Below are 25274 nucleotides of genomic sequence, written 5' to 3'. Positions count from 1 at the left end.
ATCTCGCTCTGACTTGGTGATACACAAAAAATCTGTAAATCGGTGATTCTGCACATCGAATCTGTACACCGACCCCATGTAGGAGCTGCCGAAGGCTGCGATCTTTTGATCCTGCCTTGCCCAATCAAGATCAAAAGATCGCAGCCTTCGGCAGCTCCTACAGGGGAAATTCATTCCGGACAAATAACAAGGGGGCGAATTTTCATCCGCCCCCTCGCTTGTCCGCTTATTCCTGCGGCTCTTCGTCAGCTGCGGCGTCGAGTTGCTGGTCCTCGGCAACGTCGTCGATCACGACATCACCCTCGAACCCAGCACCCTCTTCACCTTCAAGCTCTTCGCCTTCGACTTCCGATGGCTCCTGAACCCGCTCCAGACCGACCAGGGTTTCATCCTTGGCCAGTTTGATCAGGGTCACGCCCTGGGTGTTACGACCCAGGCTCGACACTTCGTCGACACGGGTACGCACCAGAGTGCCCTGATCGGAGATCAGCATGATTTCTTCGCCGTCGAGCACCTGCACCGCACCGACCAGACGGCCGTTACGCTCGTTGCTGACCATGGCGATCACGCCCTGGCCGCCACGCTTGTACTCAGGGAACTCGGTGATCGCGGTGCGCTTGCCATAACCACGCTCGGAAGCGGTGAGGATCTGGCTGCCTTCTTCCGGGATCAGCATCGAAATCAGCTTCTGCCCTTCCGGCAGACGCATGCCGCGCACACCGCGGGCGGTACGGCCCATGGCACGTACATCGGACTCTTTGAAGCGCGTCACCTTGCCGCCGTCGGAGAACAGCATCACTTCGCGCTCGCCATCGGTGATGGCCGCGGAGATCAGCACGTCGCCTTCGTCCAGCTCCAGCGCGATCAGACCGACGCTGCGCTGACGGCTGAAGGATTCCAGCGGGGTCTTCTTGACGGTGCCGTTGGCGGTCGCCATGAAGATGAAGTGACCTTCGGTGTATTCCTCGACCGGCAGCATGGTGGTGATGTATTCACCGTCATCCAGCGGCAGCAGGTTGACCAGCGGACGACCGCGAGCGGCGCGGGACGCTTCCGGAATTTCGTAAGTCTTCAGCCAGTACACCTTGCCCTTGCTGGAGAACAGCAGCAGCGTGGTGTGACTGTTGGCGACCAGCAGGTGAGCGATGTAGTCCTCATCCTTGACGCCGGTCGCCGACTTGCCTTTACCGCCACGACGCTGAGCCTGGTACGCAGCCAGCGGCTGGGTCTTGGCGTAGCCACCGTGGGAGATGGTCACGACGCGCTCTTCTTCCGGGATCATGTCACCCAGGGTCAGATCGAGGCGCGCATCGAGAATCTCGGTGCGGCGCACGTCGCCGTATTCGGCGCGGATCACTTCCAGCTCTTCGCGGATCACTTCCATCAGGCGCACGGCGCTGTTGAGGATGCGGATCAGCTCGCCGATCTGGTTGAGGATCTCTTGATACTCGGCCAGCAGCTTCTCGTGTTCCAGACCGGTCAGACGGTGCAGACGCAGTTCCAGAATGGCTTGCGCCTGCTCTGGCGACAGGAAGTACTTGCCTTCGCGCAGACCGTATTGCGGATCGAGGTTTTCCGGACGGCACGAATCGGCACCGGCACGCTCCACCATCGCCACCACCGCCGAAGATTCCCAAGGCGTGCTGACCAGCGCTTCCTTGGCTTCCGACGGGGTCGGAGACGCCTTGATCAGGGCGATCACCGGGTCGATGTTCGACAGGGCAACGGCCTGACCTTCGAGGATGTGACCACGCTCGCGGGCCTTGCGCAGCTCGAACACGGTGCGACGGGTAACGACTTCGCGACGGTGACGGACGAAGGCTTCCAGCAGATCCTTGAGGTTCAGGATACGTGGACGGCCGTCGATCAGCGCGACGATGTTGATGCCGAATACCGATTGCAGCTGGGTCTGGGCGTAAAGGTTGTTGAGGATCACCTCAGGCACTTCGCCGCGACGCAGTTCGATCACGACGCGCATACCGTCCTTGTCGGACTCGTCGCGCAGCTCGGTGATGCCTTCGAGTTTCTTCTCTTTTACCAGTTCGGCGATCTTCTCGATCAGACGCGCCTTGTTCAGCTGGTAAGGGAGTTCGGTAATGACGATCTGCTGACGGCCACCGACCTTGTCGATGTCTTCGATGATCGAGCGGGCACGCATGTAAATGCGGCCGCGGCCGGTGCGATAGGCTTCGATGATGCCGGCGCGACCGTTGATGATCGCGGCAGTCGGGAAGTCCGGACCGGGGATGTACTGCATCAGCTCATCGACGGTCAGCTCAGGGTTGTCGATGAGGGCCAGGCAACCGTCGATGACTTCACCGAGGTTGTGCGGCGGAATGTTGGTCGCCATGCCCACGGCGATACCGCTGGAGCCGTTGACCAGCAGGTTGGGGATGCGCGTCGGCATCACCGCCGGGATCATTTCGGTGCCGTCGTAGTTCGGCACCCAGTCCACGGTTTCCTTGTGCAGGTCGGCCAGCAGCTCGTGCGCCAGCTTGGTCATGCGCACTTCGGTGTATCGCATGGCCGCGGCGTTGTCGCCGTCGACCGAACCGAAGTTGCCCTGACCGTCAACCAGCAGGTAGCGCAGGGAGAAAGGCTGAGCCATGCGGACGATGGTGTCGTACACCGCGGTATCACCGTGCGGGTGATACTTACCGATTACGTCACCGACAACACGGGCAGATTTCTTGTACGGCTTGTTGAAGTCGTTGCCCAGCTCGCTCATCGCGAACAGTACGCGACGGTGCACGGGCTTGAGGCCATCGCGCGCATCCGGCAGTGCACGGCCGACGATTACGCTCATCGCGTAGTCGAGATAGGACTGTTTCAGCTCGTCTTCGATATTGACCGGGAGGATTTCTTTGGCCAGTTCGCCCATGAGAAGCCTGATTCCTTTTTCTGGTGAAACTTCGTCATATCCATATGGGATGTACGAAGCTCGTCGGGGCAGGCTGAGTGCCATGCGCCGACTTACGACAAATCAACAATTCGGACCGTGGATTTGCGCAGTAAAGACAGCTCCGTGAAGCTGCCTCGGAAAACGCCGGATGTTATCACAAGAGCCGCCACGCACCTATCCCCCAGATGCGCATGGAGCATAGTTAGTTGACCGATGACAGGCGTAAAGGGGACGAGAGAGGCTCAGAGCTTCTTTGAATGCAGATTTGGGGCTTGGTTTGGAGATGTTTATTGACTTTGATGGCCCCATCGCGAGCAGGCTCACTCCTACAGGGTTTGCGTTCGACACCAATCAATGTAGGAGCCAGCCTGCTGGCGATGGCGTCCTTTCAGACGCCACAGCCCATCAATGCAGGCGCTTGCGGCACATCAACTGGGCCATCTTCGCCGTATCCGGTCGCTCGACGATGCCCTTCTCGGTAACGATCGCATCGATCAGATCCGCCGGCGTCACATCGAACACCGGGTTGAACGCCTCGACGTCCGCCCCCACGCGCTTGCCACCGACTTCCAGCAGCTCGGCGCCGTCACGCTCCTCGATCGGGATGTCGTCGCCACTGGCCAGATGCATGTCGATGGTCGAACTCGGCGCCACCACCATGAAACGCACGCCGTGGTGCATGGCGTTGACCGCCAGTTGATAGGTGCCGATCTTGTTCGCCACATCGCCATTGGCGGTGATGCGGTCAGCGCCAACGATCACCCAGGTCACGCCCTTGGTTTTCATGATGTGCGCAGCAGCCGAGTCGGCGTTGAGCGTTACCGGGATGCCTTCGTTCGCCAACTCCCACGCGGTCAGGCGCGAGCCCTGCAGCCATGGCCGGGTTTCATCGGCATAAACCCGCTCGACCATGCCTTCCAGGTACGCCGCACGAATCACTCCCAGCGCGGTACCGAAACCGCCAGTGGCCAGGGCGCCGGTATTGCAGTGGGTGAGAATCGCCTGGGCATTGCCCTGATGTTTGCGGATCAGGTCGACGCCAAGCTGAGCCATGGTCAGGTTGGCTTCGCGATCACTTTCATGAATGGCGATGGCCTCGGCTTCCAGCGCCGCCAGCGGATCGGCATTGTCCTTCAGGCGATCCAATCGATCGTGCATGCGATTGAGCGCCCAGAACAGATTGACCGCCGTCGGGCGGGAATCGGCCAGCAGCGCGAAATCCTCCTCCAGCGCCGCGTACCAGTCACCGCCCTCGGCCACCCGCGCGCGGGCCGCCAGCACAATGCCATAAGCCGCGCTGATGCCGATGGCCGGCGCGCCACGCACCACCATCGAGCGAATGGCCTCAGCCACGCCGGCGGCGCTGGTGTAGGCAATCCAGGTTTCCTCGAACGGCAAAATACGCTGATCCAGCAGGTAAAGCGCGCCGTCACGCCAATCGATGGCCTTTACTTTCTCCGCAGCCAACAGTCGATCGCGCATCCCTCACCCCGCACTCATGAACAAAAGCCGCCGATTATAGCGATCCCCCCGCGAAGACGCTCGGGTATACTTCGCCATCCTTTACAAAAGCACTGGAACCGACCCTCGATGCCGAAACCTGCCATTGCGCTCGACTTATTATTGCTGCCGACCTGGCTGGTACCCGTCGAACCCGCAGGCGTTGTGCTCAAAGAGCATGGCCTGGGCATCCGCGACGGTCGCATCGTGTTTATCGGCCCGCGCGCCGAAGCATTGAAGTGTAACGCCACTGAAGTCCGCGAATTGCCGGACGTGCTGCTCAGCCCGGGCCTGATCAACGCTCACGGCCATGCGGCGATGACCCTGTTCCGTGGCCTGGCCGACGATCTGCCGCTGATGACCTGGCTGGAAAATCATATCTGGCCGGCCGAAGCCAAATGGGTCGATGAAGAGTTCGTCCGTGATGGCACCGATCTGGCGATTGCCGAGCAGATCAAGGGTGGCATCACCTGCTTTTCCGACATGTATTTCTTCCCCAAAGTCGCCAGCGAGCGTGTGCACAACAGCGGCATTCGCGCGCAGATCGCGATTCCGATCCTCGATTTCCCGATCCCTGGCGCCGCCAGTGCCGACGAGGCCATTCGTCAGGGCGTCGAGCTGTTCGGCGATCTGAAGCATCACGAACGGATCAAGATCACCTTCGGCCCACATGCACCCTACACCGTGGGCGACGAGAACCTGGAAAAAATCCGTGTGATCGCCGAAGAGCTGGACGCGTCGATCCACATGCACGTCCACGAAACCGCCTTCGAAGTCCAGCAAGCGCTGGAACATCGCGGCGAGCGGCCACTGGCCCGTCTCGGTCGTCTCGGCCTGCTCGGCCCGCGCTTCCAGGCGGTGCACATGACCCAGATCAGCGATGACGATCTGGCATTGCTGGTAGAAAGCAACACCAGCGTGATCCACTGCCCGGAATCGAACCTGAAGCTGGCCAGCGGTTTCTGCCCGGTCGAGCGTCTGTGGCAGGCTGGCGTGAACGTCGCCGTCGGCACCGATGGCGCCGCCAGTAACAACGACCTCGACCTGCTCGGCGAAACCCGCACCGCCGCGCTGCTGGCCAAAGCCGTTGCTGGCTCGGCCACCGCGCTGGACGCCCATCGCGCGCTGCGCATGGCCACGCTCAACGGCGCCCGTGCCCTGGGCATCGAGGCGCAGGTCGGTTCGCTGGAGATCGGCAAGACTGCGGACATCGTCGCGTTCGACCTGTCCGGCCTGGCCCAGCAACCGGTCTACGACCCGGTGTCGCAGCTTATCTATGCCACCGGCCGCGACTGCGTGAAACACCTGTGGGTCGCCGGCAAACAGTTACTCGACGACCGGCGCCTGACCCGTCTGGACGAACAACAGCTGGGCGCCACCGCCCGGGCCTGGGGCCAGCGCATCAGCGGCCACACCGAATCGTAAATACCGCGGAGCAGACTCTGCGGCTACAGCCTTTTTCAAGTTTTTCGAGGAATAGATCATGAGCAACGTCGACCACGCCGAAATCGCCAAATTCGAAGCCCTGGCCCATCGCTGGTGGGATCGTGAAAGCGAATTCAAACCGCTGCACGACATCAACCCGTTGCGGGTCAACTGGATTGACGAGCGGGTCAACCTGGCCGGCAAGAAAGTCCTCGACGTCGGTTGCGGCGGCGGCATTCTCAGCGAAGCCATGGCCCAGCGCGGCGCCACGGTCATGGGCATCGACATGGGCGAAGCGCCACTGGCGGTCGCGCAACTGCATCAGTTGGAATCCGGCGTCAGCGTCGAATACCGGCAGATCACCGCCGAAGCCCTGGCCGAGGAAATGCCCGAGCAGTTCGACGTGGTCACTTGCCTGGAAATGCTCGAGCACGTACCGGATCCGTCGTCGGTGATCCGCGCCTGCTACCGCATGGTCAAGCCGGGCGGCCAAGTGTTCTTCTCGACCATCAACCGCAACCCGAAGGCGTACCTGTTCGCCATCATCGGCGCCGAATACATCATGAAGCTGCTGCCGCGCGGCACCCACGACTTCAAGAAATTCATTCGTCCGTCCGAGCTGGGCGCCTGGAGCCGCGTCGCCGGCCTGACCGTCAAAGACATCATCGGCCTGACCTACAACCCGCTGACCAAACACTACAAGCTGGCCAGCGACGTTGACGTCAACTACATGATCCAGACCCTGCGCGAGGAGTAAGCCGATGGCCATCAGAGCAGTCCTTTTCGACATGGACGGCACCCTGCTCGACACCGCGCCGGACTTCATCGCCATCTGTCAGGCGATGCGCGCGGATCGCGGCTTGCCGCCGATGAACGACAAGCACATCCGCGACGAGATCTCCGGCGGCGCCAAAGCCATGGTCGCGGTGACGTTCTCGATGGACCCGGAATCGCCGGGCTTCGAAGAACTGCGCCAGGAATTCCTCGAACGCTACCTGGCCGGTTGCGCCGTACACAGCAAGCTGTTCGACGGCATGGGCGAGCTGCTGGCCGACATCGAGCGGGCCAACCTGATCTGGGGCGTGGTCACCAACAAACCGGTACGGTTTGCCGAGCCGATCATGCAGCAACTGGGGCTGGCCGAGCGCTCGGCGCTGCTGATCTGCCCGGATCACGTGAAGAACAGCAAGCCGGATCCGGAGCCGCTGATCCTCGCGTGCAAGATGCTTGATCTGGATCCATCGACAGTCCTGTTTGTGGGCGATGATCTGCGCGATATCGAATCGGGCCGCGATGCCGGCACCAAGACCTGCGCCGTGACCTACGGCTATATCCACCCGGACGACAACCCGCGGCACTGGGGCGCGGACGTGGTGGTGGATCATCCGCTGGAATTGCGCAAGGTGCTCGACAGCGCGCTTTGCAGCTGCTGACCTGACACACCCCTGTGGCGAGGGAGCTTGCTCCCGCTGGGTCGCGCAGCGGCCCCTTTTTTACCTGAGTCCGCATTTTCTCAGGCACACCGTACTGGCTGGCGCTACGACTGCTTCGCAGCCGAGCGGGAGCAAGCTCCCTCGCCACAGAGTTCAGCATTCGCCTTATGGAGAGGTTTTTATGTTTGATTACACCGCCCGTCCCGAATTGCTCAAGGATCGGGTCATTCTGGTCACCGGTGCCGGTCGTGGCATCGGTGCGGCAGCCGCCAAAACCTACGCCGCCCATGGCGCCACCGTGCTGCTGCTGGGCAAGACCGAGGCCAATCTGACTCAGGTCTACGACGAGATCGAAGCAGCGGGCCATCCGCAGCCAGCGGTGATCCCGTTCAACCTCGAGACCGCCCTGCCCCATCAGTACGATGAACTGGCGGCGATGATCGAAACCGAGTTCGGCCACCTCGACGGCCTGCTGCACAATGCCTCGATCATTGGTCCACGCACGCCGATCGAACAGCTGTCGGGCGAAAACTTCATGCGCGTCATGCAGGTCAACGTCAACGCCATGTTCATGCTGACCAGCACTCTGCTGCCGCTGCTCAAGCTGTCGCAGGATGCCTCGGTGGTGTTCACTTCCAGCAGCGTCGGGCGCAAGGGTCGTGCTTACTGGGGCGCCTACGGAGTGTCGAAGTTCGCCACCGAAGGCCTGATGCAAACCCTGGCCGACGAAGTCGACGGCGTGGCACCGGTACGCGCCAACAGCATCAACCCGGGCGGGACTCGTACGAGCATGCGTGCTCAAGCCTACCCAGGGGAAAATCCGCTGAACAATCCGACCCCGGAAGAGATCATGCCGGTGTATCTGTACCTGATGGGCCCGGACAGCACGGGCATCAACGGCCAGGCGTTCAACGCGCAATAACTGCCATACGTCGCTTTTGTTGCCGTGGCGGATTCCCGTCGCGGCATACATTTGCCGCCTGCCAGCGTCACATCCCAGTCAAATATCCGCCACCCAACCCCAAAGAAAAACGCCATCCTGTTGATTCATAACGGTTTTAATTTAGATGAACCGAATGGCACGACTTTCGCTCTAATTTTCCTCAAAGCATGCCGTGTGAAGGCACTGGGGCAAGGCCGATTTCGATAGCTGACTAATCGTCATCAGGCAGACTAAACTTACGCCAAATGTCCTACGGGACTGATGGATCAGTATGACGCGCAGCCCATAGCCGCTCTCACCCAGCCTGTAAGACAGACTTACTGCTTAGGGGCTCACGCCATATGAAATCACCTTCCCAGACCAATGCAATTGACTTTGACAGTGCCAAATTGCAACGCCTGGGCTTTGGTCAGCTGCCTCCGCTTCTGGATCGCCCGGCCAGTCTGGCGCAATTGCGTCAGCAAATGAGCCTGCAACTGCAAACCAGTCTTGAGCCGCAACGAATACTCGGTCTGTTTTTTCGCGAAGTTCAGCGCCTGGTGCCGCTGGATGCCTTGATGTATGTGCATTCGGCCAGCGATCTGCGCCTGGAATTCGGTGCGCGCGGTCACCATTCGGTCAGCTACAGCCTCAGCCACGAAGGCGAGCACTTGGGCGAACTGGTGTTTCGCCGCAACCAGCGTTTCAGCGAGCAGGACCAGGGTAACCTCGAGTCCCTGCTGTCGTCGCTGTTGTTCCCGATGCGCAACGCCCTGCTCTATCGCGCCGCGACGCAAAGTGCGCTGCGCGACCCGTTGACCGGAACCGGCAACCGCATCGCCATGGAGCAGACCCTGCAACGCGAGATCGACATGTCACGTCGACACCTGCAACCGTTGTCGGTGCTGATGCTCGACATCGACCACTTCAAACGGGTCAACGACAGCCACGGGCACAGCGCCGGGGATGACGTGCTCAAAGCGGTGGCGGCGTCGATCAAGGGTCAGTTGCGTAACGTCGACATGGTGTTTCGCTATGGCGGGGAAGAGTTCGTGATCCTGCTATCCAACACCGGGCGGGACGCGGCGGCCATGGTGGGCGAACGTCTGCGCCATGCCGCACAGGCTGCGGAATACTTCGCGGACGGCCAGTTGATCGACCTGACCGTGAGCCTTGGCTGCTCGACGCTGCTGCCCGGGGAATCGGCCGACAGCCTGCTGCGCCGGGCCGACAGTGCGCTGTATGTGGCCAAGCGCGAGGGGCGTAACCGCCTGGCGATGGCTGGCTGAGTTCTTCCAGACACCCAAAAACCACTGTGGGAGCGGGCTTGCTCGCGAAAGCGGTGTGCCAGTCAAACAATTGCTGACTGACACAGCGCTTTCGCGAGCAAGCCCGCTCCCACATTTGGTTTGGCGTTTTGCCGAAAATCAGCTCTCTACTAGTGCCCGACGCTCACGCCCATGCAACGCCCGCTCGGCGGTTTCCAGTTGCATGCAGCGCTCAAGGAACAGGTACATGTAGTCGTAGCTCTTGCACACCGCCTGACGCAGTTCGGTCTGCAGCGCCTTGCTCGGGTTCATGCCTGCCAGCGTGCAGATGATTTCCAGCGCTTCCCATGGGTGGGCGTCGTCGTACTGGGCATGCATCTTCAGCCACTTCATCGCACGCTTGCGATCTTCTTCCGGGAACGCCGCGGCGTACACCCCGGTAGAGCAGACCAGCGCCGACCACTCCCCGGTCGCACCCTCGATGGCGTAGTTGGTGGCGGCGATGGCGACGATCAGCGAATCGGCCGAGCTCGTATGCCAGCACCAGTGACTCAGGGCATGCAGTTCCGGCGGGACTTGCTGGGCCTGCAGATCCTCCAGGCTGACGCCATGCGCGCGACTCCAGTTCAGCCAGTAGTCGGCATGATTGAGTTCGACGCGGATGTTGCGCATCAGCCAGCGGCGCGCCATATCCTCCCCAGGATGGCGGGCAAACTTGGTCTTGGTCAGGTTCTGTGCCATATACAACGCAAACTGTTCAACAACTGGCCAGCCCCCGATCAGGTACTGGCGCATGGTTTTCGCGCTGAGCTTGTTATCGCGCATGCGCATGTACAGTTCATGCTCGACAACCCGGCGCTTGCTCTCGCTGCAATCCGTAATGAGCTGTTGTGCCCAGGCAGGATAACTTGCAGCTTCCATGAGTGGTCCGGTTCGGTTGAATGTGTCGATCACTGTTCGGCTCCTTTTGATTTGTGATTGTAAGGATCGGCAAGAGATTTCAACGGAACGTGCCAGGCGCCTTGAACAACAACGGCTGCGGTCTGGCGGGCCGACTTTGCAAACTGTCGCAGGTAAACAACTGCGGGCGTTCGATGACATAACCCTGAGCGTAATCCACCCCGATTTCAAGCAATGCCTGCTCGATCTGGGTTGTCTCGACAAACTCGGCAATTGTCTGCTTACCCATGACATGCCCGATGTGATTGATCACTTCGACCATAGCGCGGTTAATCGGGTCGTCCAGCATATCCTTTACGAAACTCCCGTCGATCTTCAGGAAGTCTACAGGCAAATGTTTCAAATAAGCGAATGAAGACATTCCGGCACAAAAGTCATCAAGGGAGAAGTAACAACCTAAGCCTTTGAGTTCATTAATAAATCGAATTGCACTCCCGAGATTTGCAATTGCACTGGTTTCAGTAATTTCAAAACAAATCATTTCAGGTGGTATGGCGTAAACAACAAACTGTTCACGCAGGAAGTGCAAGAACGCGTCATCTCCGATAGTAATGCCTGAAAGATTAATCGCACACATTGCCAACGGACCTTCATGTTGTTCGGCAATACATTGGGCAATGACTTTAAAAACATTCTCGACGACCCAACGGTCCAGTTGACTCATCAGGCCATATCGTTCGGCCGCCGGGATGAAACTGTCCGGCAGGATCATCCGCCCGGCCTCGTCATGCAGACGCAAGAGTATTTCGATGTGCCCGCCGCCCTCCGCCGTGGAACCCAGCGGAGCGATTTCCTGGGCATAAAGGCAGAAGCGGTTTTCTTCCAGTGCCATGTGCAGGCGCTGCACCCAGGCCATTTCGCCGAAACGCAGGGACAGTTCGGAATCATCGGCGTGATAGACCTGCACCCGGTTGCGGCCCTTTTCCTTGGCCATGTAGCAAGCCATGTCGGCCGCGCGCAATGACGCTTCGAGGGTGGTCGGGGTCTGGGCGATGTGCACCAGACCGAGACTCACGGTGGTCAGGAACGGCCGCCCCTTCCATACGAAGTGCAGGTTCTGCACGGTCTGGCGCAGGCTCTCGGCGATTTTCTCGGCGGCTTCCGGGGCGCAGTTCTCCAGCAGAATACCGAACTCGTCACCGCCGAGCCGCGCGAGGGTGTCGCTCTCGCGCAAGCCCGATTGCAACAGCGTGCAGATATGCCGCAGCAACTCATCGCCGGCGGCGTGACCACAGGTGTCGTTGACCAGTTTGAACTGGTCCAGATCAAGGAACATCAGCGCATGCCGACCGGGCTGGCGCGTCAGGTTGTGCAGGGCCTGCTCCAGGCGATACTCGAATTCGCGGCGGTTGGCCAGACCGGTCAGGGCATCGTGGGTCGCCTGCCACGACAGGTTGGCGATGTACTGCCGTTCCTGAGTCATGTCATGCAGCACCAGCACCGTGCCACTGACTTTCTCGGCATTGCGGATCGGCGCGCCCACCAGCGTCACAGAAACCGTACTGCCGTCCAGGCGCTGGATCAGCTTGGAGTGCTCGCTGCCGCCGACCAGTTGGCCGCTGAGAATATGCTCGATCAGCGTCAGCCCTTCGGCCTGCGCGTTGTCGTCCAGGAGATTGAACAACGCGGCCAGAGGCAGGCCCGCTGCGTGCTCGGACTTCCAGTGCGTCATGGCTTCGGCCGCAGGGTTCATGTAATCGATCGCGCCGTTGACATCGGTAGTGATCACCCCGTCGCCAATCGATTGCAGAGTGATGTGCGCCCGATCCTTCTCCAGTTGCAGCGCCTGGGCAAAGGCATGGCGCTGCTTGAGCAGTTTGTGGGTGCGCAACAATGCCAGCACGATCAATCCCAGCGCTGTGGCCAGGTTGGTGAACAACAGCAGGCGCAGGATCATCCGCGAGCCTTCGCCCAAGGCATCGCTGAACGCTCTGGCCGCCGGTGTCACACCATCATTGATGGCGAAAATCCGCGCCTTCCAGCGCTGAATGTCAGCCGGCGTCGCAGCGTTATCGCTGATGCGCTGATGCATCTCGCGAGCGACATTGTCCAGCTCGACCAGATAAGCATCGCCAATCGTCCAACGGTCGATCGCGGTTTCCAGATAACTGAAATGGCGGAAATTGAGGTACAGCCAGATCAGGCTCGAGACGTCGTCGGGGTGGTTGCCGCCCTTGAGAATCCCTTCGCGCGCTGCCTGCAGATCCGGCGGTTGACGATCGAGCGCCAGGCGCAACTGGTGACCACCCTGCGGCACGGCAATCGCTTCCTTGTACTTGAGGAAGATCGCCTCGTCACGGCTGTCGGCGTAGAGGTTCAGATAATAGATGGCGTCCTTCTGGCCCTTGGACCAAAGACTTTCACCGGCGACATAGCCGCGAACGGCCGACAGGACGTAAAGACTCACGCCCCCCAATAAAGCCTGAAATAACACGACGGCAATAAATGGCCAGACGATGCCCAACAACCGTGGCGTTCCGAGAGTCCTTTTTTGCTTCATGAGGTCCTTTGCACATGCACTGCCATCATCAAGAGGAGACCGCTAGAGCCAGACTAGGGGGCGATCCCCCTTCCGGCAAGCCGGAACACTTTCAAGCGACGATACATATGTACCGCACCCCGGGTCAGCGATACTTCGACACTGACGGCTTTCAATCATTCAAGAGCCGTTTCCCATGCCGTCACCTGCTTCCGCGCTGCAACGCCATACCGCCCAACAGAGCGAATACCGCGCAATGACCAGCGCCCTGCGCGCCGTGCTCAGCGCTTCGAGTTCACTGGAGACCTATTACCTCGCGCCCCAGACCCATTCACGTCTGGGTACAGCCCATGACCAGACGCAAGACCTGCTGCAAGCACTGTTCGCAGACAGCGGCGAACCCGCCTTGACCGCGCACCTGCAAGCGTCCAAAGGCTCACTGCTGCAGGTCAGCGCCGTGGCCGATCAATGCAGCTTTACCTTCACCCGTCGCGATCAAAGCGTTGCCAGCCACACCCTCAAGGACATGGCCAAGGCATCGGCGGCGATTCGCCGCTTCCACCAAGCGTTGCTGAGTATAGGCGCACACCTGCGTTCCGACAGGCTGCTGCCGCTGTCGCAGCTGTTGCGCGAGTCCGGGTTCACCTTGCCGGGCACCGTGGATGCCCTGGCGCTGACCAGCCTGATCGACGCCGTTGAAGAACAGCGTGCCAGCCACCGCCTGAATCTGCGCCAGGCCCCGGCGCTCGCAATATTGATGAGTGCGGACGATAAAGCGGCGATCCACGATGTAATCGGCGACTGGCTCAACGGTAAAACCCTGTCAGCCCTCGACTGCCTGGCCAATGCGACAACCCCCTCGCTGACGCGCATGCAGATTGCCAGGCATCCCGCCACTTGCCTGGAACGCCTGCTCGACAGCGCCCAGGCCCGGGATCTGGGCCAGCGCCTGCTGCAAAAATTGCAGTGGTACGGCGCCCGAGCCGATGAACAGACCGTCCCGGACATCGGCGCGCGCCTGCTGCTCGAAGCGCTGTGCCTGTGGTACGAGGTGCCCGAAGAGCGCGGCTCGCCCCAAGTCGCCGGTTTCGCCCCGCAATCTCGCGCGCAATACGGGAAAAGCTACGCAGCCATCCGCCGGGATTTTTTGTTCCATCTCGATACCTCAAAGCGGACTTCGACAGAAACCGAGCAACACCTGTTGGGATGGCTTTGCCTGACGCGGTTTCCGCTGGAGTTTCAGGTGCGCGACATTCCGGATGACTTGCCCTACGCCAGCTCGGCGGTCTGGGTCAATTTCGTGCATGGCGTCCACCTCGCCCATGCCCTTGATCCAGAGCTGCTGCACTTTCTGAACTTTGAACAACTGGTCGGCCTGCCGCTGAAGAAAAGCGAACACGCCAGCCACGACCTGCAAGCCCTGATCGCCGTTTCACGCGTGGCGGCTGCGCAGACTTGGGCCCTGGCGACCGGCGCATTGGCACCTTCAGAGGAAGCACCCACCGCGACCCTCGCCCTGCAAGCGCTGGAGGATCACCGCAAGCAGATGAACACGGCGATCCTGCAACTGGATGTCGAACCACCGCAACGCCTGCCTCTGGCGAAACAAATGCTGGAACGCGCGCTGGCCAACGACCTGTACGAACACAGCACCATTCAGCTCAAGCGTCACCCTCATCAAGACACCGGGCGCGTGCGCCGCAGCATTATCGACACCCCGGACGTGAAGCAGCCCGTCTGGCCGCTGCTGGAGGTCTATGCCAGCGGCGGGCTCGAACCCGGCATGAAGTGGTATGTCAGCGACAACGGCAAGAGCGCCCAGGAATGGATCAGTCTGAGCGCCGAGCGCACACTCGACAGCGGTTTCGTCGCCAGCAAAGGCCCGGGGCGGCCGCTGTCGCGATTTCCACGCAAGCGCAAATTGCCCGATGTCAAAAAAGCATTCGACGAGCAGTTCGACAAATACCTGAGCGATACCCGAGCCGCTTATGAATACCTGATCAAAAGCCTGCTGGTCACCCTGCCCTCGGCCGACCGACGCGCCCTGGAGCACGGCGAAGTACGGATTCTCAGCCTCAGGAACGAGACCCGGCACCTGCATGCCGACCTCGAAACCGCCGAGATTCACCTGCCGCTGCGTATGCGCATGGGCTTCGTGCTGCAGGCGACTTATCAGCAAGTCTCACATTTCTACGAATGCCTGCCTCGCGCCGGCATCATCCGCAAGCGCGGGGACGTGACGACGTGGCATATCGGTGGTCAACGCATACCGCCCCTGCCGCCAAAACGCGGCAGAACCAAAGGCCAGAGCATCACCCGTATCGTCGCACGCACGCTGCCGTTCGATCGCAATGCGCACAAGGACGGCGCGCCCCCCAAAACCGGCGCCAAATGCACGGCGATTCTTGAGCCGCTGGGCGACGCCCTCAAAGCGTCAGCGCTGCCTCCCGTCCATCACGAGAGCCTGCCGAGTCTGACCTTCACCTCGGCACGGACCGCACAGATCAGCCGTTTCATCGCCACCCGCTTGCTCTACATCGACGAGCAGGCACTGCGCCGCGAAGCATGGGGAGAAACCCGCTTCGAGCGAGAGGACAAAAAGCAACACTGGATCCACGTACTCAAAGCCTTCATTCCGTTCTGGGGCAGCCTCGACGATCTGCAATCGGACAAGCCCGGCACACGCCTGCTGGGGGCCATCGGCTTGCTGCTCGACATCGTTTCGTTCGCGATTCCCCTGGGCAAATTCGTCGCCGGAAGTATTCGCCTGGCGGTCTCGGCCGGCAAACTGGCGATTCGCGCGGCGCTGCCGAGCATGGCGCAACTGAGCAAAACCCTGCTGGTTTCCAGCCTGCGCAACCTCAATCCACTGGACGCCGCCCCCGCCCTGCTCAAGCTCGCGTTGCGCGGCACCCACGGTGCGGTGCGGGCCGTGGCGCATGCCGAACGCCTCGCCGTGTCGCGCCTGAAAAGACTCGCCGGCAGGAGCGGCAGCTATGATCTTTTGCAGGGGTTGCCGCAGACGCTTGAGGCGGGACACTGGAAACCGCTGAGTCAGGCCGACCAACTCGCGGTGGTCAAGGGCATTGATGACGTACCGGTGCGCAATGTGGCGGTGGACGGCACGCGCCATCACGTGCTGGATCCATTCTCTGGCCAGCCCTACGGCCCCCGGCTGACCGTGCAGGACCACGACCTGTCGCTGGGTCGCTCGCACTACAGTGGCACCCGCAAAGGCGATGAGCAGATCGTCATAGAACTGCCGCAAAACAGCCGAATAGAGCACCTGCCTGAGGTCGACGGGCGTACCACGTTGCTGATCGACGACGTGCCCTACCGACTCGACGGCGATGAACTGCGCCGGGTCGATCTGCTCGACGAAAGTGCGCACTGGACCGCGCTGCCCTGCCGGATCCGCCGTGCGCCGGGTAGCGGGGGTGATTGCCGCGTCAGTTACATCACCGGTGAGCCGGCACCTGTGCCACCGCTTGGTACCCTCGACAAGGAAAAAGGCTACGCACCATGGTTCGGCGAGCGGATCTCGGAGCCTGGCGGCCTGCCCGAACATCGAGGCACATTCCTGGCGGTCGATGCCAAGCTTTACCAGATCATCGACAACAGACCGAAACTGCTCACTGGCGACCTCAGCCACCTTGGGTTCAGGAGTGGCAGTCTGGTACCGAGGCAGCAGATTCAAGCGACGCTGCAGTTTCGCAAAGGGATTTTTGCCCGGATCAAGACTGGCGGCACGTATGAGGGGATCGATGATTCGCATCAGGTCGGCGCAATCCTGGTGCCGGCCATCGACGACTCGGCCGACTACGTATTCTTCCGGGTCAATCGCATGGAGAACTACCAGGCCACCATCGCCAAAGGCGAAGTACCGCCCAATCGATTGACCTTTAATCGTCTCTCCGAGCAAGAGCTGGCCGAGGGCACATGCGGCTCGGAACTGGTGAGGGCCTACTCCGGCTCGCTGCATGCCAACACCATGGTGCGCCTGCACGGCCTGGAAAAAGTGCAGCGTGCGGTGCGCACCATGGAACGGATCGCGATCCCCATCGGCGGCACGGCCAATCCTCCCGCCAACATGAAATGGCTGAAGCTCGACACCAGCCCGGGCGAGGCGGTGATGTTCGATGAATTGACCCGGATGATCGTTGCCCAGTTGCCTGAAGGGGCCGCGACCTGGTCGCGTAAAAAAGACGCACCGGCAGCCTTTCAACTCAAAACCGCAGAGATTTTCGAAACCCTGTTCTTGTCGTCGACCATTACCGGGATCAAAAAAACAGCGCTGCGCATCGATAACGCCATGCGCGAGCTACAGAAACTGCTGCCTGTGAGTGAAAAAACGTCCAACATGCGCAACATTGCCTACGCCGAAGTCATCACTGCGAGCGGCCAGCGGGAAATCTACGTCAGCGTTTCCGGTGCCCAGGGCACCACCCAGCGCTTGCCGTTGTTTCGGCACCTGGGCCCCGAATCTGTGCGCATTGGCCAAACGACCTACATCAATATCGACTACAACCCGAGCTTTCCGCGAACCTCGCTGGACGTGAACGAACAGGAGCACCTGCTGGCCGTGCCGCTGACGATCAAGGAGTTGGAGGCCTATGAGCAGACAAAAACCTTTCGCCCGACTTCACTGGACAGTGAAAGCAAGCTGATTCGGGTCCTGCGCGAAAAATATCCCGATCCCGCGGAGTACCGCTCCATCGACATCGCGACGACCCTGGAGCCGTGCAGGTCCTGTTCGGTGCTGATGAAACAGTTCGCCCATGACGGCGGGGATGCCGCATTGCAAGTGCTCTGGGCCTGATTACAGGCGCTGCAAGTGGCCGTAAAGCTTGGCGTAGAGACCGCCATCGGCGATCAGCTGCTGGTGGTCGCCATCCTCGGCCACCTGCCCGCCGTCGAACACCAGCACGCGGTCTGCCTGCTTCACCGCTGACAGGCGATGGGCAATGATCAGCGTGGTGCGGCCGCTGAGGAAGCGCGCCATGGCCTGATGCAGGTTGTATTCGGTGGCGGCGTCGAGGGCCGAAGTAGCCTCGTCGAGAATCACCACTTTCGGCTCGGCGAGGATCATCCGCGCGATTGCCAGACGCTGGCGCTGACCACCGGACAGGCGTACACCGGAACGTCCGACAATGCTATCCAGACCGTCGGGCAAGGCGCGGATCGTCGCTTCCAATTGGGCGATTTCCAGCGCCTGCCAGCAGGCTTCGTCGCTGCGATCACGGCCCATGGTCAGGTTGGCGCGCACGCTGTCGTTGAACAGCGCCGGGTGTTGCAGCACCACCGCGACGTTTTCGCGAATCAGTTCGAGGCCGATATCCTGTTGGGTCGAACCGCCGAAACGGATGGTCCCGGCCAACGGCGTGTACAGCCCCAACAACAGTTGCACCAAAGTGCTTTTGCCGCCGCCACTGGCGCCGACAATCGCGACTTTCTCACCGGGGGCGATGGACAGGTTCATCTGGTCCACCACCAGCTCGTCGCCGTAACCGAAGCTCAACCCCTGCACCTCAATGCCCACGGTTTCCCGGCCCTTGAACGGATCGACACCCCCGGGATATTGCGGCTCGTCGGCCCGCGCCAGCAGTTCGTTGATCCGTGCCAGCGCCCCGCCCGCCGCGTAGTAGGCGTATTGCAGATTGAGCAGTTGTTCGACCGGACCGATCATGAACCACAGGTAACTGAACACCGCGAGCATCTGGCCGATCGACAGGTCGGAGAACAGCACGGTGAGCATCGCCGCTGCGCGGAAGATGTCGATACCGAACTGGAACAGCAGACCGCTGGCACGGTTCGAAGCGTCGGTTTTCCACTGCGAGTTGACCGCGTAGTTGCGCACTTCCTGCGCGCGCAATCCGAGCCGCCCGAGGAAGAAACCCTGACGGTTGCCAGCGCGCACTTCCTGGATTGCATCGAGGGTTTCGCTCAGGGCCTGAGTGAAACGCGAGGTGCTGTCGTTCTCGAGCTTCTTCAGGTGCTTGACCCGTTTGCCCAATTGCACCGTGGCGTAGATCACCAACGGGTTGAACAGCAGGATCAGCAGCGCCAGCTTCCAGTGCATCCACATCAGAATGCTGGCGGTGCCGACCAGGGTCAGCATCGCCACCAGAAAACGACTGAGGGTTTCGCCGACAAACTTGTCGAGAGTGTCGAGGTCAGTGACCAGATGCGTGGTCACGGTGCCGCTGCCGAGGCTTTCGTATTCGCCGAGGGAAATCCTTTTCAGGCGCTCGATCAGCCGCACACGAATGCGGTAGACGATGTCCTTGGCCAGCCGCGCAAACAGCCGCGCCTGCAACACGCCAAAGCACAGGGCACTGCAACGCAAGGTCAGAGTGACCACCAGCATCAGGCCGATGTAACCCGCCGCCTGTTGCCACATCGACGGCAACACATGGTTCATGACTTTCAACGCAGCGTCGCCATGGCCGAGCAGGACTTCGTCCACCAGCAATGGCAGCAGCAACGGAATCGGCACGCTGCACAGCGTCGCCAGCACGGCCACGCCGTTGGCGATCCACAGGGATTTTTTGTGATGTAGCGCCAGACGCCGGACTTCTGCCCAGCTCAGCCGGTCGACACGCTTTACGGCTGGCGTGTCATCGGCCAGGTCAGGCACAGGCGGCGCGCTCCAGCCAGCGACCAAGCAGCGGCGAGAGTTCGCTGAGCGGTTGATAGCCGTTGGTCAACAGCGCCAGTTGGCCGTTGCGCTCGGCGAGCAGGGTCGGGAACCCGGCGATGCCCAGATCCTGCACCCAGCTGAAATCAGCCTGAGTCGCTTTGTGCTGATCGGCATGATCGAACAGCGCGGCAAATTCGATACGCGGCACGCCGGCCTGCTCCGCCAGCTCGACCAACACGCTGGCCTGGGTGACATCGCGGCCTTCAGCGTAAAACGCCTGCTGGATCAGGCCGACCAGTGTCCACGCACAATCCGGCGCCAGACTGCGCGCGGTGACGATCGCCCGGCAGGCTGGCTCGGTGTCGTAGACGAAACCGTCGGGCAACGCGCCGTCGAATTTGAACGGTTGGCCGGTGGCCTCGGTGACCGCTTGCCAGTGCTCGAGGATGTAGCGCCGCGTGGTCGGTTCCAGCGCCGCACCGCTGCCGGTGCGCAGCCCGCCGACCACCAGGTGCAGCTCGACGCCGGCTGCCTGCGCCTGCTCGACCAATGCCTTGGCGACCGGGGCGAACCCCCAGCACCAGGAACACATCGGATCCATCACATAGAGCAGGCGCGCAGACATGATTAAGCCTCGGTGGATGCTTGTTTATAGTTGTAGCCGATCGGGTGCGGCATGTTGCGCGCCTTGGCCAGTTCGATCTGCTTCTGCCGATCGATGGCGCTGCGGCGAGTTTTCTCGCTCAGCTTGTCCCAGCAATGCGGGCAGCTGATGCCGGCCACGTAATGTTCGGAAGCACGATCCTCAACACTGACCGGTGTGCGGCAGGCATGACATTGATCGTAGTCGCCTTCGCTGAGGTCGTGACGCACGGTCACCCGGTTGTCGAACACGAAGCAGTCGCCCTGCCACTTGGTTTCTTCCTGCGGCACTTCTTCGAGGTACTTCAGGATGCCGCCCTTGAGGTGGTAAACCTCTTCGAAACCCTCGCCCAGCATGTAGCTGGAGGCTTTCTCGCAGCGAATGCCGCCGGTGCAGAACATCGCGACCTTCTTGTGCACGGCCGGGTCGAAGTGTTCTTTGATGTAATCAGGGAATTCGCGAAAACTGGTGGTTTTCGGATCGATGGCGCCTTCGAAGGTACCGATCGCCACCTCGTAGTCGTTACGGGTGTCGATCAGCAGCACTTCCGGGTCGCTGATCAGCGCGTTCCAGTCCTGCGGCTCGACGTAGGTGCCGACCTTTTTGTTCGGGTCCACGCCTTCGACGCCGAGGGTGACGATCTCTTTCTTCAGCTTGACCTTGGTGCGGTAGAACGGCTGCTCGTCGCAGTACGACTCTTTGTGATCGATGTCGATCATGCGCGGGTCGTTCTTCAGCCAGGCGAGCAGGCCATCAATGCCTTCGCGGCTGCCGGACACCGTGCCGTTGATGCCTTCTTCGGCGATCAGCAGGGTGCCTTTGATACCGTTGTCGACCATCGCTTGCAGCAGGGGCTCGCGCAGGTTGACGTAATCTTCGAGGGTGACGAACTTATACAGTGCCGCCACGACAATCGGTTGTGTCATGGGTAATTCTCCAGGTGGCTACCCTCGCAAAGGGTGAACCGGATTCAAAAAAAACGCGCCGGCTGAGCGGCGCGTTGCGGATTCTAGCAAAAACACAGCAGTTTTAGGATCTGTCGAAACCCTGTGGCGAGGGAGCTTGCTCCCGCTCGGCTGCGAAGCAGTCGCAAAACTCGCATCTTGGGAGTGCTGCGCACTCCAGCGGGAGCAAGCTCCCTCGCCACAGCAGCCCTCGCAATCCTCAGTGTTTGCTACCGCCGGCACAGGTCGGCGACGCCGGGGCTGCGCCGACTTCTGCCCATTCCTGCGGGGTGTAGGTGTGCAGCGCCAACGCATGGAACTCGCCCATCAGCTCGCCGAGCGTGCCGTAGACTTTCTGGTGGCGCTTGACCCGGTTCAGGCCTTCGAACTGCGCGCTGACCACCACTGCCTTGAAGTGCGTCTGTAACCCGCGACTGTGCATGTGGCTTTCGTCCAGCACTTGCAGATGCTCAGGCTGCAGCAGGCCCAGCGTCGATTCGATGCGTTGTTGCATGGTCATCACGAACTCCGCTTACTTCTTCTTGGCCGGGGCTGCGCCTTTCGGTGCCAGCTCGTTGGTCATGTCGTCGAGCAGCTTGTTGACCACCGGCACGGCGCTTTCCAGCTTGGCCTGGGTCATCTGGGCCGATTGCTGGGTCAGCTGCGGCATTTTTTCCAGGACTTTCTTGCCCAGTGGCGACTGGTAGAACGCGACCAGATCTTTCAGCTCGGATTCGCTGAAGTTGCTGGTGTAGAGCTTGACCATGTCAGGCTTGAGCTTGTTCCAGCCGATGGCCTGGTCCAGAGCGGCATTGGCCTTGGCCTGGTAGGTTTCCAGTACGGCTTTCTTGGATTCCGGGGCTTTGGTCTGTTCAAAGCGCTGGGCGAACATTTGCTGCACTTGCATGTAAACCGGCGTACCCAGTTTGTCCGCGTGCGCCAGGGTCAGGAAAGCTTCGGCACTGGCGTTGTGGCTGGCGGTATCGGCAAGCACCTGGCCGCTGGCGCAAACCAGTGCAACCGCGGTACAGATGGCACGAAGACGAGTCATCGAGTTTCCTTTTCTAGCAGGCGAGGTAAAACCCCAAGGGCGCCCATTCTGCGCCTGAATAACGCCACGGCTCAACCCCCGAGCCTTGCCGCGCTTGATTGGCCATGCCGCAGCGGTCAACAATCGGCTCGATGGAACCACCTGGCCCCGACCGGGCCTAAACTGCGCAAACAGACCAACAGGAGTGTGCACGATGAGCCGTATCGAAACCGACAGCCTGGGCCAGATCGAAGTCCCGGACGACGCCTACTGGGGTGCTCAGACGCAACGCTCGCTGATCAACTTCGCCATCGGTCAGGAACGCATGCCGCTGCCGGTCCTGCACGCCCTGGCCCTGATCAAGAAAGCCGCCGCCCGGGTCAACGACCGCAACGGCGATTTGCCCGCCGACATCGCCCGCCTGATCGAACAAGCCGCCGACGAAGTGCTCGACGGTCAGCATGACGACCAGTTTCCGCTGGTGGTCTGGCAGACCGGCAGCGGCACCCAGAGCAACATGAACGTCAACGAAGTGATCGCCGGCCGTGCCAACGAGCTGGCCGGCAACCCGCGCGGCGGCAAGTCACCGGTGCACCCGAACGATCACGTCAACCGCTCGCAAAGCTCCAACGACTGCTTCCCCACCGCCATGAGCATCGCCACCGCCAAAGCCGTGCAGGAGCAATTGCTGCCGGCGATCGCCGAGCTGTCCGGCGGTCTGGCCGAACTGGCTGCACGTCATATGAAACTGGTGAAGACCGGCCGCACGCACATGATGGATGCGACGCCGATCACCTTCGGTCAGGAGCTGTCAGGGTTCATCGCGCAGCTGGATTACGCCGAACGGGCGATCCGCGCAGCACTGCCGGCGGTGTGTGAACTGGCGCAGGGCGGCACTGCCGTCGGCACCGGTCTGAATTCGCCGCACGGCTTTGGCGAAGCGATTGCCGCGGAACTCGCCGCGCTGTCCGGGCTGCCGTTCGTCACTGCGCCGAACAAGTTTGCCGCACTGGCCGGGCATGAGCCGCTGACCAGCCTGTCCGGCGCCCTGAAGACCCTCGCCGTGGCGCTGATGAAAATCGCCAACGACCTGCGTCTGCTCGGCTCCGGTCCTCGCGCAGGTTTGGCCGAAGTGAGGCTGCCGGCCAACGAGCCGGGCAGTTCGATCATGCCCGGCAAGGTCAACCCGACCCAGTGCGAAGCGCTGTCGATGCTGGCCTGTCAGGTGTTGGGCAACGATGTCACCATCGGCATCGCGGCGAGTCAGGGTCACCTGCAACTGAACGTCTACAAACCGGTGATCATCCACAATGTGCTGCAATCGATCCGCCTGCTCGCCGACGGCTGCAGCAACTTCCAGCAGCACTGCATCGCCGGTCTTGAACCGGATGCGCAGGTCATGGCCCAGCACCTGGAACGCGGTCTGATGCTGGTGACCGCGCTGAATCCGCACATCGGTTACGACAAGTCGGCGGAAATCGCCAAGAAGGCTTACGGTGAAGGCCTGACCTTGCGCGAGGCGGCGCTGCAGCTGGGGTATCTGACCAGTGAAGAGTTCGATGCCTGGGTGCGGCCGGAGAACATGATCGAGGCTGGCGCCAAGGGCTGATTCCTGTAGCGCCTGACAGGCCGCCTTCGCGAGCAAGCCGCTCCCACATTCGATCGCATTCCTGACATGGGATCGCGGTCAATTGTGGGAGCGAGCTTGCTCGCGAATAAGGCCAACGCGGTTTAACTGGCAGCCATCTTCATCCGCCGCGCCTTCAACCCGGCAATCAACGACGGCCCCAACGCCACCAGCGCCGACCCCAGCACCACCAGCACCGCCCCGCCATAACCCAGTCCATTGATCTGTTCGGCATGCACATACTCTGGCCACACCCCGGCGGCAATCGCCACCGCGCCAAAGGTCACCAGCGGCGTGATCGCCAGCGTCGCACTGACCCGTGAAGCCTCCCAGTGCGCCAGCGCCTCGGCAAATGCGCCATAGGCAATCAGGGTATTCATGCAGCACGCCAGCAGCAGCCAGCCCTGCACCGGGCTCAGTTCCAGTGCTTCGAGCGGATGCACCCACGGTGTCAGCAACAGCGCGCAGAACAGGTAAATCACCATCATCACCTGCAACGAATTCCACACCGTGAGCAATTGCTTCTGGCCCAGCGCATAGAAGGTCCAGACCGTCGAGGCCAACAGCACCAGCAATACGCCGGCGGTATAGTCCGACAACGAGGTGAGCAATTCGGCCAGCCGTTGATTGAAGAACAGCACGAAGCCGATCAGCAACACCGCCAGCCCGATGCCCTGACCGATGCTGAAGCGCTCCTTGAATACGAACAGACTGGCAATCAGCAACATGATCGGTCCCATCTGCACCACCAGTTGCGCGGTGCCGGGGCTGAGCAGATTGAGGCCCATCAGGTACAGCACGTAGTTGCCTACCAGCCCGAGCACCGCCATCAACACCAGCCAGCCGCCTCGGGGACCGAGCACCTTGCGGCTCGGCAGGCGGCGTGTGGCCGCCAGGTAGATGAACAGGCAGCCACCCGACACCAACAGGCGAAACCAGGTCACCGTGATCGGGTCCATCACCAGCAGCACCTGCTTGAGCTTGATCGGCAGGATGCCCCACAAAACCGCCGTCAGCAGTGCCAGGAACAGACCGTAGACCCAGCGACCGGATGAAATGTGCATGCGAACCCCAATGCCTGCTGACGAGAGCGATCATTCTAGGCCCGGCGCCAGATGCAACACAGGGACAGTTCGGGCCAGGCCGCTAATGAAACTGTGCAGGTCGCAGCATTAAATTGACGCTTTGCCGTTGATCGGCTGGTGAGGCGCGCCAAGTGCTTCAGGCATAAGCTGATTGGATCCCTGCAACGGATCACTCAAGGAGCCGGATCATGTACGGAATGCGCGCCCAGGACAGCGCCCCCGCCACACACTTTCGCAGCGAGCGGATGTGTCGGGTCAATGGAGAGCTGTTTTTCTGCACGCGGGAGAACACCCTTGAGGGGCCGTTCGACAGCGCCGAAAAGGCTGAGCAGGAAATTCAGGCGTATATCGCGCGGATGCAGGGTGTGGACTCCAACCGATGAACCGAGTTGAAGCCTTCGCGAGCAAGCCCGCTC

General features: G+C 61.1%; 18 protein-coding genes. 8 read left to right on the top strand and 10 right to left on the bottom strand.

Translation table 11 applies throughout. The features are described from left to right. Nucleotides 1–226: 226 nt before the first annotated feature. Together gyrA and mtnA are read right to left on the bottom strand one after the other, a co-directional pair. On the bottom strand, nt 227–2881 hold the full coding sequence (gyrA, locus tag AC27VU_RS13885; RefSeq protein WP_003226910.1) for a DNA gyrase subunit A: 2655 nt from the start codon (nt 2879–2881) through the stop codon (nt 227–229). Between the two features lie 426 nt (nt 2882–3307). Continuing rightward, entirely contained in the window at nt 3308–4384 is a 1077-nt protein-coding gene (gene mtnA / locus AC27VU_RS13880; protein ID WP_003226912.1) for an S-methyl-5-thioribose-1-phosphate isomerase, read from the bottom strand. A gap of 108 nt (nt 4385–4492) precedes the next feature. On the opposite strand from mtnA, the gene AC27VU_RS13875 reads away from it, so the two are divergent. From AC27VU_RS13875 to AC27VU_RS13855, 5 genes are all read left to right on the top strand, one after another. Next, the gene (locus AC27VU_RS13875) at nt 4493–5827 is read left to right on the top strand and encodes a TRZ/ATZ family hydrolase (protein WP_488724276.1); all 1335 of its coding nucleotides are present in this window, start codon (nt 4493–4495) and stop codon (nt 5825–5827) included. A 58-nt stretch (nt 5828–5885) separates the two neighbouring features. After that, nucleotides 5886–6584 carry a bifunctional 2-polyprenyl-6-hydroxyphenol methylase/3-demethylubiquinol 3-O-methyltransferase UbiG gene (gene ubiG, locus AC27VU_RS13870; RefSeq protein ID WP_003226919.1) on the top strand — a complete coding sequence of 233 codons (699 nt, stop codon included), beginning with the start codon at nt 5886–5888 and terminating at the stop codon, nt 6582–6584. A 4-nt stretch (nt 6585–6588) separates the two neighbouring features. Beyond that, a complete protein-coding gene (mupP, locus tag AC27VU_RS13865; protein ID WP_003226921.1) occupies nt 6589–7260 on the top strand; it encodes an N-acetylmuramic acid 6-phosphate phosphatase MupP in 672 nt (223 codons plus the stop codon). A gap of 181 nt (nt 7261–7441) precedes the next feature. Then, nucleotides 7442–8182, top strand: coding sequence for a YciK family oxidoreductase (locus tag AC27VU_RS13860; protein WP_064588627.1), 741 nt, complete (start codon nt 7442–7444; stop codon nt 8180–8182). Nucleotides 8183–8544: 362 nt separating this feature from the next. After that, complete coding sequence (locus AC27VU_RS13855; RefSeq protein ID WP_226499681.1) at nt 8545–9471, top strand: GGDEF domain-containing protein; 927 nt, start codon at nt 8545–8547, stop codon at nt 9469–9471. Between the two features lie 138 nt (nt 9472–9609). On the opposite strand, the gene AC27VU_RS13850 is transcribed toward AC27VU_RS13855, so the two are convergent. Both AC27VU_RS13850 and AC27VU_RS13845 read right to left on the bottom strand, forming a co-directional pair. Beyond that, complete coding sequence (locus tag AC27VU_RS13850; protein ID WP_207199023.1) at nt 9610–10371, bottom strand: iron-containing redox enzyme family protein; 762 nt, start codon at nt 10369–10371, stop codon at nt 9610–9612. A gap of 79 nt (nt 10372–10450) precedes the next feature. Then, entirely contained in the window at nt 10451–12910 is a 2460-nt protein-coding gene (locus AC27VU_RS13845) for an EAL domain-containing protein (RefSeq protein ID WP_003226926.1), read from the bottom strand. Between the two features lie 175 nt (nt 12911–13085). On the opposite strand from AC27VU_RS13845, the gene AC27VU_RS13840 reads away from it, so the two are divergent. Next, a complete protein-coding gene (locus AC27VU_RS13840; RefSeq protein WP_488724275.1) occupies nt 13086–17708 on the top strand; it encodes a hypothetical protein in 4623 nt (1540 codons plus the stop codon). Here the strand turns inward: AC27VU_RS13840 and AC27VU_RS13835 are convergent, their stop codons facing one another. From AC27VU_RS13835 to AC27VU_RS13815, 5 genes are all read right to left on the bottom strand, one after another. Next, the gene (locus AC27VU_RS13835; protein ID WP_488724274.1) at nt 17709–19526 is read right to left on the bottom strand and encodes an ABC transporter ATP-binding protein; all 1818 of its coding nucleotides are present in this window, start codon (nt 19524–19526) and stop codon (nt 17709–17711) included. Then, the gene (locus tag AC27VU_RS13830) at nt 19519–20121 is read right to left on the bottom strand and encodes a DsbA family protein (RefSeq protein WP_171061881.1); all 603 of its coding nucleotides are present in this window, start codon (nt 20119–20121) and stop codon (nt 19519–19521) included. Before AC27VU_RS13830 ends, AC27VU_RS13835 begins: the two co-directional genes overlap by 8 nt. 35 nt (nt 20122–20156) lie before the next feature. Next, the gene (gene trhO, locus AC27VU_RS13825) at nt 20157–21098 is read right to left on the bottom strand and encodes an oxygen-dependent tRNA uridine(34) hydroxylase TrhO (RefSeq protein ID WP_007963600.1); all 942 of its coding nucleotides are present in this window, start codon (nt 21096–21098) and stop codon (nt 20157–20159) included. Nucleotides 21099–21336: 238 nt separating this feature from the next. Continuing rightward, entirely contained in the window at nt 21337–21636 is a 300-nt protein-coding gene (locus tag AC27VU_RS13820) for a BolA family protein (RefSeq protein WP_003226935.1), read from the bottom strand. Nucleotides 21637–21648: 12 nt separating this feature from the next. Continuing rightward, a complete protein-coding gene (locus tag AC27VU_RS13815; RefSeq protein WP_003226938.1) occupies nt 21649–22167 on the bottom strand; it encodes a DUF2059 domain-containing protein in 519 nt (172 codons plus the stop codon). A 193-nt stretch (nt 22168–22360) separates the two neighbouring features. Here AC27VU_RS13815 and AC27VU_RS13810 point away from each other — a divergent pair, with 193 nt between their 5' ends. Then, complete coding sequence (locus AC27VU_RS13810) at nt 22361–23755, top strand: class II fumarate hydratase (protein ID WP_003226940.1); 1395 nt, start codon at nt 22361–22363, stop codon at nt 23753–23755. 122 nt (nt 23756–23877) lie between these two features. Here AC27VU_RS13810 and AC27VU_RS13805 read toward each other — a convergent pair whose 3' ends face one another. Next, on the bottom strand, nt 23878–24837 hold the full coding sequence (locus AC27VU_RS13805; protein WP_201136899.1) for a DMT family transporter: 960 nt from the start codon (nt 24835–24837) through the stop codon (nt 23878–23880). Between the two features lie 209 nt (nt 24838–25046). Between AC27VU_RS13805 and AC27VU_RS13800 the strand changes: the two genes are divergently transcribed. Next, nucleotides 25047–25241 carry a DUF6316 family protein gene (locus tag AC27VU_RS13800; protein ID WP_003226944.1) on the top strand — a complete coding sequence of 65 codons (195 nt, stop codon included), beginning with the start codon at nt 25047–25049 and terminating at the stop codon, nt 25239–25241. Nucleotides 25242–25274: the final 33 nt, after the last annotated feature.

The organism is Pseudomonas sp. 14P5.3.2, assembly GCF_057799175.1.
This window is presented reverse-complemented; position numbering and strand designations above follow the sequence as displayed.

Excerpts from the sequence above, each read along its gene's own strand:
- gyrA (WP_003226910.1), bottom strand. The coding sequence starts at position 2,881 with ATGGGCGAACTGGCCAAAGAAATCCTCCCGGTCAATATCGAAGACGAG.
- mtnA (WP_003226912.1), bottom strand. The coding sequence starts at position 4,384 with ATGCGCGATCGACTGTTGGCTGCGGAGAAAGTAAAGGCCATCGATTGG.
- AC27VU_RS13875 (WP_488724276.1), top strand. The coding sequence starts at position 4,493 with ATGCCGAAACCTGCCATTGCGCTCGACTTATTATTGCTGCCGACCTGG.
- ubiG (WP_003226919.1), top strand. The coding sequence starts at position 5,886 with ATGAGCAACGTCGACCACGCCGAAATCGCCAAATTCGAAGCCCTGGCC.
- mupP (WP_003226921.1), top strand. The coding sequence starts at position 6,589 with ATGGCCATCAGAGCAGTCCTTTTCGACATGGACGGCACCCTGCTCGAC.
- AC27VU_RS13860 (WP_064588627.1), top strand. The coding sequence starts at position 7,442 with ATGTTTGATTACACCGCCCGTCCCGAATTGCTCAAGGATCGGGTCATT.
- AC27VU_RS13855 (WP_226499681.1), top strand. The coding sequence starts at position 8,545 with ATGAAATCACCTTCCCAGACCAATGCAATTGACTTTGACAGTGCCAAA.
- AC27VU_RS13850 (WP_207199023.1), bottom strand. The coding sequence starts at position 10,371 with ATGGAAGCTGCAAGTTATCCTGCCTGGGCACAACAGCTCATTACGGAT.
- AC27VU_RS13845 (WP_003226926.1), bottom strand. The coding sequence starts at position 12,910 with ATGAAGCAAAAAAGGACTCTCGGAACGCCACGGTTGTTGGGCATCGTC.
- AC27VU_RS13840 (WP_488724275.1), top strand. The coding sequence starts at position 13,086 with ATGCCGTCACCTGCTTCCGCGCTGCAACGCCATACCGCCCAACAGAGC.
- AC27VU_RS13830 (WP_171061881.1), bottom strand. The coding sequence starts at position 20,121 with ATGTGTTCCTGGTGCTGGGGGTTCGCCCCGGTCGCCAAGGCATTGGTC.
- trhO (WP_007963600.1), bottom strand. The coding sequence starts at position 21,098 with ATGACACAACCGATTGTCGTGGCGGCACTGTATAAGTTCGTCACCCTC.
- AC27VU_RS13820 (WP_003226935.1), bottom strand. The coding sequence starts at position 21,636 with ATGACCATGCAACAACGCATCGAATCGACGCTGGGCCTGCTGCAGCCT.
- AC27VU_RS13815 (WP_003226938.1), bottom strand. The coding sequence starts at position 22,167 with ATGACTCGTCTTCGTGCCATCTGTACCGCGGTTGCACTGGTTTGCGCC.
- AC27VU_RS13810 (WP_003226940.1), top strand. The coding sequence starts at position 22,361 with ATGAGCCGTATCGAAACCGACAGCCTGGGCCAGATCGAAGTCCCGGAC.
- AC27VU_RS13805 (WP_201136899.1), bottom strand. The coding sequence starts at position 24,837 with ATGCACATTTCATCCGGTCGCTGGGTCTACGGTCTGTTCCTGGCACTG.
- AC27VU_RS13800 (WP_003226944.1), top strand. The coding sequence starts at position 25,047 with ATGTACGGAATGCGCGCCCAGGACAGCGCCCCCGCCACACACTTTCGC.